The 13,698-nt window shown below is 69.2% G+C and carries 10 protein-coding genes and 2 pseudogenes; 8 read left to right on the forward strand and 4 right to left on the reverse strand.

The window, feature by feature from the left end:
• Positions 1 to 68: 68 nt before the first annotated feature.
• On the reverse strand, positions 69 to 1,280 hold the full coding sequence (locus CBM2586_RS25465) for an acyl-CoA dehydrogenase family protein (protein ID WP_115663988.1): 1,212 nt from the start codon (positions 1,278 to 1,280) through the stop codon (positions 69 to 71).
• A gap of 193 nt (positions 1,281 to 1,473) precedes the next feature.
• Between CBM2586_RS25465 and CBM2586_RS25470 the strand changes: the two genes are divergently transcribed.
• The 8 genes and pseudogenes from CBM2586_RS25470 to CBM2586_RS25505 all read left to right on the forward strand — a co-directional run bounded on the left by CBM2586_RS25470 (position 1,474) and on the right by CBM2586_RS25505 (position 10,248).
• Positions 1,474 to 2,571: an LLM class flavin-dependent oxidoreductase gene (locus CBM2586_RS25470; protein ID WP_115663987.1), complete on the forward strand. Its 1,098-nt coding sequence runs from the start codon at positions 1,474 to 1,476 to the stop codon at positions 2,569 to 2,571.
• A 35-nt stretch (positions 2,572 to 2,606) separates the two neighbouring features.
• Positions 2,607 to 3,623 (forward strand): ABC transporter substrate-binding protein, encoded by a 1,017-nt coding sequence (locus tag CBM2586_RS25475; RefSeq protein ID WP_115663986.1) that lies wholly within the window; start codon positions 2,607 to 2,609, stop codon positions 3,621 to 3,623.
• A gap of 4 nt (positions 3,624 to 3,627) precedes the next feature.
• A complete protein-coding gene (locus tag CBM2586_RS25480; RefSeq protein ID WP_115690563.1) occupies positions 3,628 to 4,689 on the forward strand; it encodes an ABC transporter permease in 1,062 nt (353 codons plus the stop codon).
• A pseudogene (locus CBM2586_RS32455) lies at positions 4,683 to 5,294 on the forward strand (ATP-binding cassette domain-containing protein); the annotation flags it as partial. The gene CBM2586_RS25480 and the pseudogene CBM2586_RS32455, both read left to right, overlap by 7 nt.
• Positions 5,279 to 6,061 (forward strand): annotated as a pseudogene (locus tag CBM2586_RS25490) (c-type cytochrome); the annotation flags it as partial. The pseudogenes CBM2586_RS32455 and CBM2586_RS25490, both read left to right, overlap by 16 nt.
• A gap of 397 nt (positions 6,062 to 6,458) precedes the next feature.
• Positions 6,459 to 8,225, forward strand: a complete 1,767-nt coding sequence (gene xsc / locus CBM2586_RS25495; protein ID WP_115666403.1) for a sulfoacetaldehyde acetyltransferase — start codon at positions 6,459 to 6,461, stop codon at positions 8,223 to 8,225.
• Between the two features lie 224 nt (positions 8,226 to 8,449).
• Complete coding sequence (gene pta / locus CBM2586_RS25500) at positions 8,450 to 9,481, forward strand: phosphate acetyltransferase (RefSeq protein WP_115663983.1); 1,032 nt, start codon at positions 8,450 to 8,452, stop codon at positions 9,479 to 9,481.
• Complete coding sequence (locus CBM2586_RS25505) at positions 9,478 to 10,248, forward strand: sulfite exporter TauE/SafE family protein (RefSeq protein WP_115663982.1); 771 nt, start codon at positions 9,478 to 9,480, stop codon at positions 10,246 to 10,248. The genes pta and CBM2586_RS25505 overlap by 4 nt, the downstream gene beginning before the upstream one ends.
• Before the next feature lie 32 nt (positions 10,249 to 10,280).
• Here CBM2586_RS25505 and CBM2586_RS25510 read toward each other — a convergent pair whose 3' ends face one another.
• The 3 genes from CBM2586_RS25510 to CBM2586_RS25520 all read right to left on the reverse strand — a co-directional run bounded on the left by CBM2586_RS25510 (position 10,281) and on the right by CBM2586_RS25520 (position 13,608).
• The gene (locus CBM2586_RS25510) at positions 10,281 to 11,585 is read right to left on the reverse strand and encodes an MFS transporter (RefSeq protein ID WP_115690565.1); all 1,305 of its coding nucleotides are present in this window, start codon (positions 11,583 to 11,585) and stop codon (positions 10,281 to 10,283) included.
• A 33-nt stretch (positions 11,586 to 11,618) separates the two neighbouring features.
• Complete coding sequence (locus tag CBM2586_RS25515) at positions 11,619 to 13,124, reverse strand: amidase (protein WP_115690567.1); 1,506 nt, start codon at positions 13,122 to 13,124, stop codon at positions 11,619 to 11,621.
• A gap of 232 nt (positions 13,125 to 13,356) precedes the next feature.
• Positions 13,357 to 13,608 carry a hypothetical protein gene (locus tag CBM2586_RS25520; protein ID WP_172587094.1) on the reverse strand — a complete coding sequence of 84 codons (252 nt, stop codon included), beginning with the start codon at positions 13,606 to 13,608 and terminating at the stop codon, positions 13,357 to 13,359.
• Positions 13,609 to 13,698: the final 90 nt, after the last annotated feature.

Here is a 13,698-nt window from a genome sequence, read left to right on the forward strand (position 1 = left end):
GGGGCCGGCCGCGCGACCCTCTGCGGGGCTCTGGCTCCGCAAACATAGCACGGCGGGCGCGGCGGCGCTTACAGGCCCAGCTGCGCGCGCCCGGCGGCGAGCAGGATCGAATCGTTCTGCGGCGTATGGATGCGGCTGCACAGCACGTCGCGATAGTGGCGCTCGAGCGGGTGGTGGCGGCTCAGTCCGTGGTTGCCCGACAGCTGCAGGGCCAGCTCGGCCGCGCGGATGGCGTTGCCGGTCACGGTGAACTTCAGCAGGCCGCTGTCGGCAAGGGCCGGCGGCGCGCCCGCATCGGTGCGCGCCGCGGCGTCGTCGAGCAGCACCTGGTTGACCCGCAGCAGCGCGGCGATCTCGCCGATGGCCTCCTGCACGCGCGGCAGCGTGGCCAGCGGCGCGCCCAGGCTGCCGGGCGCACGCTCGCGCACGAAGTCGTTGAGCCAGGCCGACGCGGCGCGCGCCACCGCGTCATAGAGGCTGCCCAGCAGCACCACCATCCAGGCCTGCTGGTCGGCGTTGGCATCGAGGTCCGCCTGGCTGGCGGCTGCCGGCGCCCACGCCGACGGTGCACGGAGATCGACAGCGTGGTCCGGCGGAATCCAGACATTGTCGAGCACGGTCTCGTGGCTGCCCGAGGCACGCAGGCCAAGGTGGTTCCAGTTCTCGACGATGCGCACGCCGGCGATACCCGACGCGGGCCCCGGCACCAGGAACACGCCCACGCGCGGCTGCGCTTCGTCGGTGCGCGCCCACACCGCGAGCCAGCGCAAGGCCGGGATGCCGGTGCTGTACAGCTTGCGGCCGCTGACGCGCCAGCCGTCGGCCGCCCGCGTCGCCACCGTGGCCGGCAGGCCGCCGCGGGCGGGCGAGCCCAGCTGCGGTTCCACGCGCAGCGAATTGATCAGCGCGCCCTCCTGCACCGCGCTGGCAAAGACCTGCGCGCGCAGCGCCGCCGGCCAGTGCGAGTCCGCGCGGGCGATGGCGCGGTGCTGCAGGTAAGTCATGGTCAGCACCAGCGCGGTCGCGGCGTCGCCGCCGGCCAGCGTGGCCACGATGCGGCGCGCCTGCGCCAGGCCCGCCCCGCCGCCACCGTGCGCGCGCGGCACTACCTGCGCGATCAGGCCATGGGCGTGCAGCTGGGCAAAGTTGTCGTGCGGGAAGCTGGCCGCGGCATCGTGCGCGCCGGCAGTGCCGGCAAAGCGCGCGGACAGCGCCGCCAGCACCTCGCCAAGGCGCGCATCGCTGGCGGGCAGCCGGCGCAGGGCAGACGTCAAGGACATGGAACGGGACTCCGGAAAAAGATGAGCGCGCGAGGCGCAGCGAATGCCGCCTAGCGTAGCGCCGCCGCTGTCCGGCGAAAACGATGCTTATCGAATATGGAGCGTCGTTTTTATTCGTTAGCGCGGCCGCGCCGCTGTCGTAATTTCTGCCTCAGCCCAAGCCAACCCGACAACGACTTCCAGGAGAGCGCATATGAGCGTCGATTTCATTGGCATGATCCAGAGCCAGAAACAGTCCGAGATCCACCCCCCGTCAGGCCCCGTGATCGATCGCGAGTACGTGCGCGCGTTTGCCCGGGCGCATGAAGAGGCCGGCTTCGACCGCATCCTGGTGCCGCACCACTCCACCGGCCCGTCGGCGACGCTGACCATTGCCTACGCCGCCAGCGTCACCGAGCGTATCCACTTCATGCTGGCGCACCGCCCCGGCTTTACCGCGCCGACGCTGGCCGCGCGCCAGATCGCCACGCTCGACCAGTTCAGCGGCGGCCGCCTGGGCGTGCATTTCATCTCCGGCGGCTCGGACAGCGAGCAGCAGCGCGACGGCGACTTCCTCGACCATGACCAGCGCTATGCGCGCACCGACGAGTACCTGCACATCCTGCGCCGCATCTGGACCGAGGCCAGGCCGTTCGACCACGAAGGCCAGTTCTATCGCTTTACCCAGGGCTTCTCCGAGGTCAAGCCCGCGCAGCAGCCGCATGTGCCGATCTATTTCGGCGGCGCCTCGGCGGTCGCGCTGGCGGTTGCCGGCAAGCATGCCGACGTCTACGCGCTGTGGGGCGAGTCGCTCGACCAGGTGCGCGAGCTGACCACCCGCGTGCGCGCCGAAGCCGCGCGGCACGGCCGCACGGTGCGCTTCTCGGTCTCGTTCCGCCCGATCCTGGCCGACACCGAAGACAAGGCCTGGGCCCGCGCCGAGCGCATCCTCGAGCGCACCCGCGCGCTGCGCGTGCAGGCCGGCTACAGCCGCGGCGGCCCGCAGCAGAGCGAGGGCGCACGCCGCCTGCTGGCGGCGGCCGGGCAAGGCGACCGCGTCGACCAGCGCCTGTGGACCGCGATCGCGCGCGAGACCGGCGGGCGCTCCAACTCCACCGGGCTGGTCGGCACGCCCGAGCAGGTCGCGCAGGCGCTGCTGGCCTACTACGAGCTGGGCGTCACCACCTTCCTGATCCGCGGCTTCGATCCGCTGGAAGACGCCATCGACTACGGCCGCGAGCTGATCCCGCGCGTGCGCGCCCTGGTGGCGCAGCACGACGCCGCGCCGGCAACGCAGCGCCAGGCCGCCTGAGTGCAGCCCTTGCATAACGAACCATGGAATCCCGCATGAGCCCCAACCACAGCAACCATGCCGAGCCGCGCCGACGCCGCGTGCTGCGCCTTGCCGGCGCCGCGGCCGTGGCCGCGCCCGCGCTGATCCTGGGCCGGCAGGCCTGGTCGGCGCCGCGCAAGCTGACCTTTGCCTGGAACCAGAATTCCTTTTGCCTGACGCCGGTCGTGGTGGCGCAGGAGAAAGGCTTCTTCGAGAAAAACGGCCTGCAGGTCGACCTGATCAACTACAGCGGTTCGACCGACCAGTTGCTGGAATCGATCGCCACCGGCAAGGCCGACGCCGCGGTGGGCATGATCCACCGCTGGCTCAAGCCGCTCGAAGCCGGCTTCGATGTCAAGATCATCGGCAGCTCGCACGGCGGCTGCGTGCGGCTGGTGGGAGCGAAGGCCGCGGGCGTGACCACGCTGCAGCAGCTCAAGGGCAAGACCGTCGGCGTCAGCGACCTGGCCGCGCCGGGCAAGCATTTCTTCACCATCCTGCTGGCCAAGCACGGCATCGATCCCGACAAGGACGTCAGCTGGCGCCAGTACCCGGCCGACCTGCTGGGCGTGGCGGTCGACAAGGGCGAGATCCAGGCGATTGCCGACGGCGACCCCAACCTCTACCTGCTGGAAAAGCGCACCAACGGCGCCTACGTGGAGCTGGCCACCAACCTCACCGGCGAGTACGCGCGCAAGGTCTGCTGCGTGGTCGGCGCGCGCGGCGAACTGGTGCGCAACGACCGCCCCGCGGCGACGTCGCTGGCGCGCTCGATCGTGCAGGCCACCGACTATGTCAACGAGAATCCCAACGAGGCCGCCAGGGTGTTCGCCAGGTACTCGCCCAAAATCAACCCGGAAGACCTGCGCAAGCTCTACGCCACGCTGACCTATACCCACCACCCGACCGGGGTCGACCTGCGCGACGAGATCGCGTTCTACGCCGATGATTTCCGCCGCATCGGCGTGCTGAAGAAGTCCACCGATGCCAAACGCCTGGCGCAGCATGTCTACGCCAACGTGCTGGGGTAATGCCATGACCACAACTCAAAGCGCGCTCGATCCAGGTCTCGGGCGCCAGCCCTCCGCGGCGCCCGCACCTCACGCAAGCGCTACCGCATCCCGTCGCGCCGCCCCGGTCTGGGCCGCCGGCATCCTCGCCGCGCTGGCGTGGGCCGCGTTTGGTGCGCTGACCTGGCACTGGCCCAACCAGGCGGTGGGCTTCAGCGACTGGGCCTATACCGCGGAACTGGGCATCGCGGCGCTGGCCGGCGCGGCCTTGCTGGCGGTGGTATCGCTGGCCGGCCAGCGGCCCCGGACCGCGCAACGTCCACTGGCGGCGTTGCGGCGCGCCGGACCGTGGCTGGTGGCGCTGCCCGTCGCGCTGTCGGCGTGGGAGATCCTGACCGCCAAGACCGCGATCCTGCCCACGCCGTTCTTCGCGCCGCCGCAGGCGCTGATCGAGGTGTATGCGGACGACTGGCCGCGGCTTGGCGAGAGTGCGCTGAACACGCTGAAACTGCTCGGGCTGGGCGTCGCGTATGGCGCTCTCGCGGGCTTCCTGGTGGGCGTGTCGATCGGCTGGTCGCGGCGCATCGGCTACTGGGTGCATCCGGTGCTGCGCGTGCTGGGGCCGCTGCCATCGACCGCGCTGCTGCCGCTGACCTTCTACTTCTTCCCGTCCAGCTATGCCGCGGCGGTATTCCTGATTGCGCTGGCGACGGCGTTCCCGGTCGCGGTGCTGACCTGGTCGGGCGTGGCCGGCGTCAACAAGAGCTATTACGACGTCGCGCGCACGCTGGGCGCCTCGGGCTGGTTCCTGGTGCTGCGCGTGGCGATCCCGGCGGCGCTGCCGCAGGTGTTCGTCGGCCTGTTCATGGGGCTCGGCGCTTCGTTTTCGGTGCTGGTCACGGCCGAGATGATGGGCGTGAAGTCGGGCCTGGGCTGGTACCTGACCTGGGCCCAGGGCTGGGCCTCGTATGTCAACATGTATGCGGCGCTGATCGTGATGGCGCTGCTGTTCTCGGGCGTGATCACGCTGCTGTTCGCCGTGCGCGACCGCGTGTTGTCGTGGCAGAAGGGGACGGTGAAATGGTGAGCGTGGTCGAGCGGTTGAAAGCCTCGGGATCTTTCCCGCGCGTGAAGAAGGCTCCCCTCTCCCGCAACGCGGGAGAGGGGGCGGGGGAGAGGGCAGGCGCTGGCGTGCCTTCAGGCGGTGTTGGTGCTGCACACACTGGCCCTCTCCCTCAGCCCCTCTCCCGCGCGCGGGAGAGGGGAGTTAACGCGGCGGCAGTTGATGACTCGACAGCACGAACCGGCGCCCGCATCGATATCCGGCAGGTCAGCCACTGGTTTGGCAACGGCGCCGACCGGCTGCCGGTACTCGACCACGTCGACCTCGCCGTCGCGCCGGGTGAATTCGTCGCCCTGCTCGGCCCCAGCGGCTGCGGCAAGTCCACGCTGCTGCGCCTGGTCGCGGGCCTGGACCAGCCCACCTCGGGAGAAATCCGGCAGGATGGCGTGCCCATCACCGAGCCGGATCCCTCGCGCATCGTGGTGTTCCAGGATCCCACGCTGTATCCATGGCGCCGGGTCTGGGACAACGTCGCGCTCGGGCTGCAGGCGCGGGGCCTGCTCGCGCAGCAGCGCCACCGCGTCGACGACGCCTTGCGCCGCGTGGGGCTGGTGCCCTGGGCGCACGCGTCTATGCGCAGCATTGCGCCGCCTGCCACGGCACCGACGGACGCGGCGAAGGGCCGCTCGCCGCCGGCCTGGCGGTGTGGCCGCCCACGCTGGCCAGCCCGCTGCTGGCGCGGCGCGCCGACGGCGAGCTGTTCTGGCATGTGCTGGCCGGCATGCGCGACCGGCTCGGACAGTCCTCCATGCCGGCCTTCCGCGACCGGCTTGGCGACGACGAGGCCTGGGCCGTGATCGATTACATGAAGGCGCTGTCGGCGGGCAGCGACAGCGCTGGCAACTGGCCGGTGCCGCTGCCACTGCCGGAGATGACGGTCCGTTGCGGCGACGCCGCGCCGGTGCCCCTGTCCGCATGGCGCGGCGGGCAGCGCGTGCGGCTGGTCGCGGTCGACAGCGCCAGCGCGCTGCCGCTCGACGATCCGCGCTTCCTGACCGTGCTGGTCACGCCCGACGGCCGCCCCCCGGCGCGGGTGCCGCGCTTCCGCGCCGGCTGCACCGCAGCCTCCGCACACGCCTGGCAGGTGCTCGCGACGATCTCGGGCCAGGCGCCGGCACGGCTGGCCGGCACGCAGTTGCTGGCCGATCGCGCCGGCTGGCTGCGTGCCCGGGGCACGCCTGGCCGGCCGTGGTCCGACGCAGACCTGGTCTGCGTGTCGGGCCCGGAGGCCGGCACGCAACGCACGCCCGCACCCGTGGCCGACGGGCTGACGGCGCTGTTGCTGCGCATCGACGCCGAGCCGGTGCGCTTCGTCAAGGGCGGCTTCATTCACTGAGCCGCCGTACCGGCCGCACCGATCCGCGTGCGGCCCACCTGATTGCCCTCCCTTTTTGCTACAGCCACTGCTGGGCCTGGTTGCGCCTGCCGGTGACGGCCTGGCGTCGACCCCCGCATTCCCTACCGCAAAAAAAGCCGTATGAATCACTCAATGTGGCTGATTGTCTCGATTTTTCGTGATTTTTATTCCGTAAATCAAAACTTTCTATTGACCAACGGCAAGCTTCCGCCTACATTTCCCCCAACAAGCAATTTTCCGGAACGCCTTGTTCCATTTTATAACATCATCATCAGGAGACAACGCCATGCGCGACCTCGAAACCACCTCGAATCCCGCCGTTTCCGGTGGCTCGGCCGCCGCGAAGGACAGCCAGGTGCCGGCCGGCCCGCAGACCATGACCCCGTCCGAAGCCTTTGTCGAAACGCTGGCCGCCAACGGCGTGACCGACATGTTCGGCATCATGGGCTCGGCCTTCATGGACGCGATGGACATCTTCGCGCCCGCCGGCATCCGCCTGATCCCGGTGGTGCACGAGCAAGGCGCCGGCCACATGGCCGACGGCTACGCCCGCGTGTCGGGCCGCCACGGCGTGGTGATCGGCCAGAATGGCCCGGGCATTTCCAACTGCGTGACCTCGATCGCCGCTGCGTACTGGGCTCACAGCCCGGTGGTGATCGTGACCCCCGAGGCCGGCACCATGGGCATCGGCCTGGGCGGCTTCCAGGAAGCCAACCAGCTGCCGATGTTCCAGGAGTTCACCAAGTACCAGGGCCACGTCACCAACCCGGCGCGCATGGCCGAGTTCACCGCGCGCTGCTTCGACCGCGCCAAGGCCGAAATGGGCCCGACGCAGCTGAACATCCCGCGCGACCACTTCTACGGCAAGATCACCGCCGAGATCCCGAAGCCGCAGAACCTTGATCGCGGCCCCGGCGGCGAGCAGAGCCTGAACGAAGCGGCCGAGCTGCTGGCCAACGCCAAGTTCCCGGTGATCATCTCGGGCGGCGGCGTGGTGATGGCCGATGCGATCGAGGAATGCAAGGCACTGGCCGAGCGCCTGGGCGCGCCGGTGGTCAACAGCTACCTGCACAACGACTCCTTCCCCGCCAGCCACCCGCTGTGGTGCGGCCCGCTGGGCTACCAGGGCTCGAAGGCGGCGATGAAGCTGATCTCGCGCGCCGACGTGGTGGTGGCACTGGGCTCGCGCCTGGGGCCGTTCGGCACGCTGCCGCAGCACGGCATGGACTACTGGCCCAAGACCGCCAAGATCATCCAGATCGACGCCGACCACAAGATGCTGGGCCTGGTGAAGAAAATCTCGGTGGGCATCTGCGGCGACGCCAAGGCTGCCGCCATCGCGCTGACCCAGCGCCTGGCCGGCCGCACGCTGGCTTGCGACGCCACCCGCGACGCACGCGCCACCGACATCGCCAGCGAGAAGGCCGCGTGGGAGCAGGAGCTGGACGACTGGACCCACGAGCGCGACCCGTACAGCCTCGACATGATCGAAGAACAGAAGCAGGAACGCACGCCCACCGGCGGCCACTACCTGCACCCGCGCCAGGTGCTGCGCGAGCTGGAAAAGGCCATGCCGGAGGATGTGATGGTGTCCACCGACATCGGCAACATCAACTCGGTGGCCAACAGCTACCTGCGCTTCGAGAAGCCGCGCAGCTTCTTCGCGGCAATGAGCTGGGGCAACTGCGGCTACGCCTTCCCGACCATCATCGGGGCCAAGGTCGCGGCACCGCACCGCCCGGCCGTGTCGTACGCGGGTGACGGCGCCTGGGGCATGAGCCTGATGGAAACCATGACCTGCGTGCGCCACAACATCCCGGTGACCGCGGTGGTGTTCCACAACCGCCAGTGGGGCGCGGAGAAGAAGAACCAGGTGGACTTCTACAACCGCCGCTTCGTCGCGGGCGAGCTCGACAACCAGAGCTTCGCCGGCATCGCCAAGGCCATGGGCGCGGAAGGCATCGTGGTGGACCGCCTGGAAGACGTTGGCCCGGCACTGAAGCGCGCCATCGACCTGCAGATGAACCACGGCAAGACCACCATCATCGAGATCATGTGCACCCGCGAACTGGGCGACCCGTTCCGCCGCGATGCGCTGGCCAAGCCGGTGCGCTACCTGGACAAGTACAAGGACTACGTCTGAGTCCGAGCTTGCACAGGCGCATCGCTTGCGATGGGCGTACTCCCTCTCCCGCTTGCGGGAGAGGGTTGGGGAGAGAGCCGGAGTCTCCACGAAGTCGTGGCGCTTCGGCATAGCCAGCGTCAGCCCTCTCCCCCGGCCCCTCTCCCGCAAGCGGGCGAGGGGAGAACACCAAGGGCATAGCGTCGGACGCTGGCCCTTTTTTCAGTTTCACCGAGCCAACCACCATGAAACCCATCCTCCGCATCATCGAACGCGCCCGCGCCGAACCTTGCCGCATCGTGTTGTGCGAGGCCGAAGACCCGCGCATCCTGCAGGCCGCTCAGCGTGCCACGCAGGAAGGCATCGCCCGCATCGTGCTGGTCGGCAACCCGCGCCAGATCAATGCGGCTGCCGCTATCCACGGCATCGCGCTGGACGGCATGACGCTGGTCGACCCCGCCACCTCCGCGCTCACGCCCTCCTTCGCGCAGCAGCTCTTCGCGCTGCGCCAGAAAAAGGGCATGACGCTCGACGAAGCCCGGCGCGCCGTACTGGATCCGCTGTGCTTCGCCAACCTGATGGTGCGCCTGGGCCATGCCGATGGTTCGGTCGCGGGCGCCGCCCACACCACCGCCGACGTGGTGCGCAACGCGATCCAGCTGATCGGGTTGGCGCCAGGCTTCCGGCTGGTGTCGAGCTTCTTCCTGATGATGCTGTGCGAGCCCTTCCATACGCTCAAGGGCGGGCTGATCTTCTCCGACTGCGGGCTGGTGGTCGACCCGGATGCCGAAGCGCTCGCCGACATCGCCATGGCCGCAGCCGACAGCGCGCGCGCGCTGCTCAACGACGAGCCGCGCGTGGCGATGCTGTCGTTCTCGACCAGCGGCAGCGCGCACCACGCCGCCGTGGACAAGGTCGTCGCCGCCACCGCGCGCGTGCGCGCGCAGCGTCCCGGCCTGGCCATCGACGGCGACGTGCAGCTCGATGCCGCCATCGTCGCCGAGATCGCCGCGCGCAAGGTCGCGCATTCGCAGGTGAACGGCCATGCCAACGTGCTGGTGTTCCCCAGCCTCGAGGCCGGCAATATCGGCTACAAGCTGGCCGAGCGTGTCGGCGGCGCCAAGGCCATCGGACCGATGCTGCAAGGACTGAGCAAGCCCGCCAACGACCTGTCGCGCGGCTGCAGCGCCGACGATGTGTTCCATGTCATCGCCGTCACCGTGGTCCAGGCGCAAGCCAGCGCGGAACAGGCCACCAAGGGCGAGCAGGCGGCATGAAAGCGGAGTTGCTATTGCCGCTGCTGGGGCTGCAAGCCCTGCTTGGCGCGGGTACCTATTTCCAGACGGTGACCGGCTTCGGCCTGGGCATGATCGTGATGGGCGCCACCAGCGGGCTGGGGCTCGCGCCGGTGGCCACCGTCGCGGCCGTGGTCAGCCTGGTGACGCTGGCCAACAGCGCCTGCGCGCTGCCGGGCAAGTTCCAGCATATCGACTGGCGCGCCGTGGGCGCGGCCGCGATCGGCATCCTGCCTTCGGTGCTGATCGGCGTAGTGGTGCTGGAGTACCTGAGCAGCTCCGCCGCCACGCTGCTGCAGTTGCTGCTGGGCGCGGTGATCCTGTACGGCGGCCTCAGCGCCGCCTTCAAACCCGAGCCGCTGCCGCAGCGTTCCGGCGACGGCAGCTTCTTCATGAGCGGCGTCTTCGGCGGCTTGCTCAGCGGCATGTTCGGCGTCTCCGGACCGCCGCTGATCTTCCAGTTCTACCGGCAGCCGATGAAGCCGGTCGAAATCCGCTGCGCGCTGATCCTGGTATTTACCGTGACCTCGTCCGTGCGCACGCTGTTCTCGGCCTGGCAAGGGCAACTCGATGCCGCGATCTGGCTGCAGGCCGCGGTCGGGGTGCCGGTGGTGGTGGTCGCCACGCTGCTGGGACGGCGCTTTCCGCCGCCGTTCTCGCCGACCACCACGCGGCGGGTCGCGTTCGGGGTGCTGATCGGAATCGGCGTCAGCCTGATGCTGCCGGCGATCTCGGCATGGGTGCGCTAAGGGGGGGCGCCGGCAGCGCCCTCCCCGCGCGTTCAGGCGACCGTTCCCGCGGGCTGCGCCAGCGGCGCGGCGTCTTCCTTCTCCCCGCTGCCGCCGGCCTGCCCGAGATCCATGCCGGTGGTTTCCGGCAGCAACACCGCGGCGACCACGACCATGGCATAGCCAACTCCGGCAACGATGGCGATCGCAATCGGCAGCGAGGTGTGCCCCGAACTCAGCCACCCGACCGACAGCGGGAACAGCGAGCCGATCACGCGGCCGGCGTTGTATGAGACGCCATAGCCCGTCGCGCGGATATCGTTGGGATAGGACTCGGAAATGGTTGCACCGATGCCGGCGAACACGCCCTGCATGAGCACCCCCAGCGGAAAGCCCAGGAACAGCATCGACGTGTTCGACACCGGAATCACCATATAGACCAGCGCGGCCACGAACGCCCCCGCCGCGAACACGACGTAGGTCAGGCGCCGGCCCCAGCGGTCGGTGGCATAGGCCCCCGCCACGTAGCCGACCAGTGAGCCGATGATGGTGACCGCCAGGTAGGAACTGGTGCCGAACACCGACAGCCCGCGCTCGGTCTTGAGAAAGGTCGGCAGCCACGTGGCGATGGCGTAGTACGCCCCCAGCATGCCGCCCGAAAGCAGGCTGCACAGCAGCGTCTTCGACAGCAGCGGCCCGCGGAACAAGCGTCCGAGCCCGGCCAGCGCAGAGCCTTGCCGGCCCGCCGCACGGCTTTTCAGGAAAATCTCGGGCTCCTCCAGGTTGCGGCGCAGGTAGATCACCACCAGCGCCGGCAGGATGCCGAGGAAGAAGCAGGCGCGCCATGCCGTCTCCGCCGGCAGCACGCTGAACGTGATCGCATATACGATCGCCGCCGCGCCCCAGCCGAAGGAATAGCTGCTCGCGGTAAAGCCCGAGTATTTGCCGCGGTGCGCCGGGTTGCGGATCATCTCGGTCACCAGCACCATGCACAGCGACGACTCGCCGCCAAAGCCCAGCCCCTGGATCATGCGGAACAGCATCAACTGCTCCGGCGACTGCGCCAGCCCGCACAGGAAGCAGGCACCCGCGAACACGATGATGGTCCAGCGCAGCACGCGCACGCGGCCATAGCGGTCGGCGAGGATGCCGGCGCCGATCGCGCCGACCAGCGACGACACCAGCGTCCAGGTGACGATCGCCCCGGCCGTCGATTTGCTCATGCCCCATTGCCCCAGCAGCGTGGAAATGAGGAAGGAATAGATCATGAAGTCGAATACGTCGACGGCATGCCCCAGGAACGCGCCATAGAATCCCTTGCGCTCCATGCGCGACAAATCACGGAACCAATCGAACATGATCCCTCCCCAGTGGTATGTGATGTGGTGTGGTTAGTTGTGGTGGTCCGCTGGCCAGGCGGCTGGCCGCGGCGGCGGCCGACAGGCATGGCCCGCTTGCTCCAGCAGGCCGGCAAAACGCAAGGCGGTGAGATCCTGGTAGCGGCCGGCGACGATCTGCACGCCGACCGGCAGGCCGCTGGTGCCCGGCCCGATTGGTGCAACGGCCGAAGGCAGGCCGCACAGCCCGGAATGGCCGGCCCAGAATAGTTGCGTGGTCATTGGCTGCGGGCGGCCGTTGACGGTGACGGTGCGCTGCCAGGGCTCGCCCGCCTCGTTTAGGGGAAATGCCGTGGTGGCCGCGGCCGGGCACAGCAGCACGTCGTAGCCCGTGAAGAAACGGCGCCAGGCGGCGGCAAAGCGTTCGCGCGCAACCTGCAGGCGTAGCCAGTCGCGGTGGCTCAGCGTCGCGCCGGTGTACTGCAGGGTCGCATAGTCATGGTCGCCAGGCGCGGCGGTGGCGCCGCGGGCCAGCGCATCGGCGAAGGCGGCGTCATCCATGTGCACCGAGGTGGTGGCGCGCAGCAGCGTCACGTAGACGTGCCACAGCTCGCCCGCGTCGAAGTCGGGCCGCACGTGCCAGTCGACGCGCGCGCCCTTGCCGGCCAGCCAGTGCCCAAGCTGTTCGATCTGCGCGGCGACCTCGCCGTCGGCTTCCGCCTGGGCATGGGTGGGCAGGACGGCAACGCGGAAGTCGGAAAGCTGGCGCTGCGGGCATTCCGGCAACTGCATTTTGTACGGCAGCGCCATGTCACCATCGAGGCCGGCCGGTCCGGCGATCGCGCGCAGCACCAGTTCCAGGTCGCGCGCGCTCCGGGCCAGCGGGCCGGCGACATTGATGTCCTGCTCCCCGAAGCGGGCCGAACCGGTGCCGTGGCCCGCCAGCGGCACCAGCCCGTGGCTGGGCTTGAGCGAGAAGATGCCGCAGTAATGCGCCGGGTTGCGCAGCGAGGAACCGATGTCGGAACCCACGTCGAAGAACGACAGGCCCGCGCACACCGCCGCGGCGCTGCCGCCGGACGAGCCGCCCGGCGTACGCGTCGGATCGTGCGGGTTGCGGGTCGTGCCATAGATGGCGTTGTAGCTCTGCCAGTCGCGCAGCCCGAGCGGGACGTTGGTCTTGCCGAGCAGGACCGCGCCGGCTTCGCGCAGCCGTTGCACCACTACGGCATCGCGCTGGGCGGCGTGCCCGCGCAAGGCAGGATTGCCGCAGGTAGTCGGCCAGCCGGCGACGTCGAACGATTCCTTAACCGAGAACGGCACGCCGTCGAGCACGCCGCGCGCCTGCCCGGCGCGGCGGCGTCGGTCGCTGTCGCGTGCCGCGGCACGCGCGGCGCCGAAATCCGTCAGCACCAGCGCGTTGATGACGCCGTGCCATTGCCGCCAGGCTGCCTCGCACGCGTCTACCAGTTCCTCCGATGAAACCGAGCCGCCGGCGAGCCGTTGTGCCACCTCCCATAGCGGCGGAAAGCCGCCAGTCGTCCAGTCCGGCAGGTTCACATCGGCTCCTTGTCGTTATCCGCGCGGTTCAGGCGCGGTGGGGGCGTATGGTCTCAGGAGGTGTTGCGATTGCGTTGGTATACTATATTCCGTCTTTCGCGCAGTGCAAGGCTAATGTGCGTGCGGATACCGCGCTGGGCAGCGCCGAAGGAGCGGAAGGTTGCGGGAAGAGCGGCGCGCAGGACGCGTGCCAGGAGGGAAAGGGGAAGGAGCGGCGCGCTGCGCCGCCCGGTCATTCAGGCTGGATCAGCAATGGCTTCGGCGCGGCGCGCGGCCGCCCAGCGGCCAGCAAGAAGCGGCCGATATCGCGCAGGCGCAGCGGCACCAGCGGCGAGGCGTGGCGCACGGCGTCGCGCGCTGCAAAGTGGCGCAGCAGTTGCTGGCCTACGGGTTGCGACAGATAACGTTGCTCGGGCGACTGCATGGTAAATCCCAATTGACCTTGAATGCCTACAGTATACACATTCTTGGTGCGGTGCGTCATACGCGGGCATGCAATGCCCTGTTGCAGGGCATGCAATGGCAAAGGCAACGGCAACGCGGATTGTGGAAATACCGGCCGGGAGCAGGTGAC

Origin of the sequence: Cupriavidus taiwanensis, assembly GCF_900250115.1 — a bacterium.
Classification (GTDB): domain Bacteria; phylum Pseudomonadota; class Gammaproteobacteria; order Burkholderiales; family Burkholderiaceae; genus Cupriavidus; species Cupriavidus taiwanensis_B.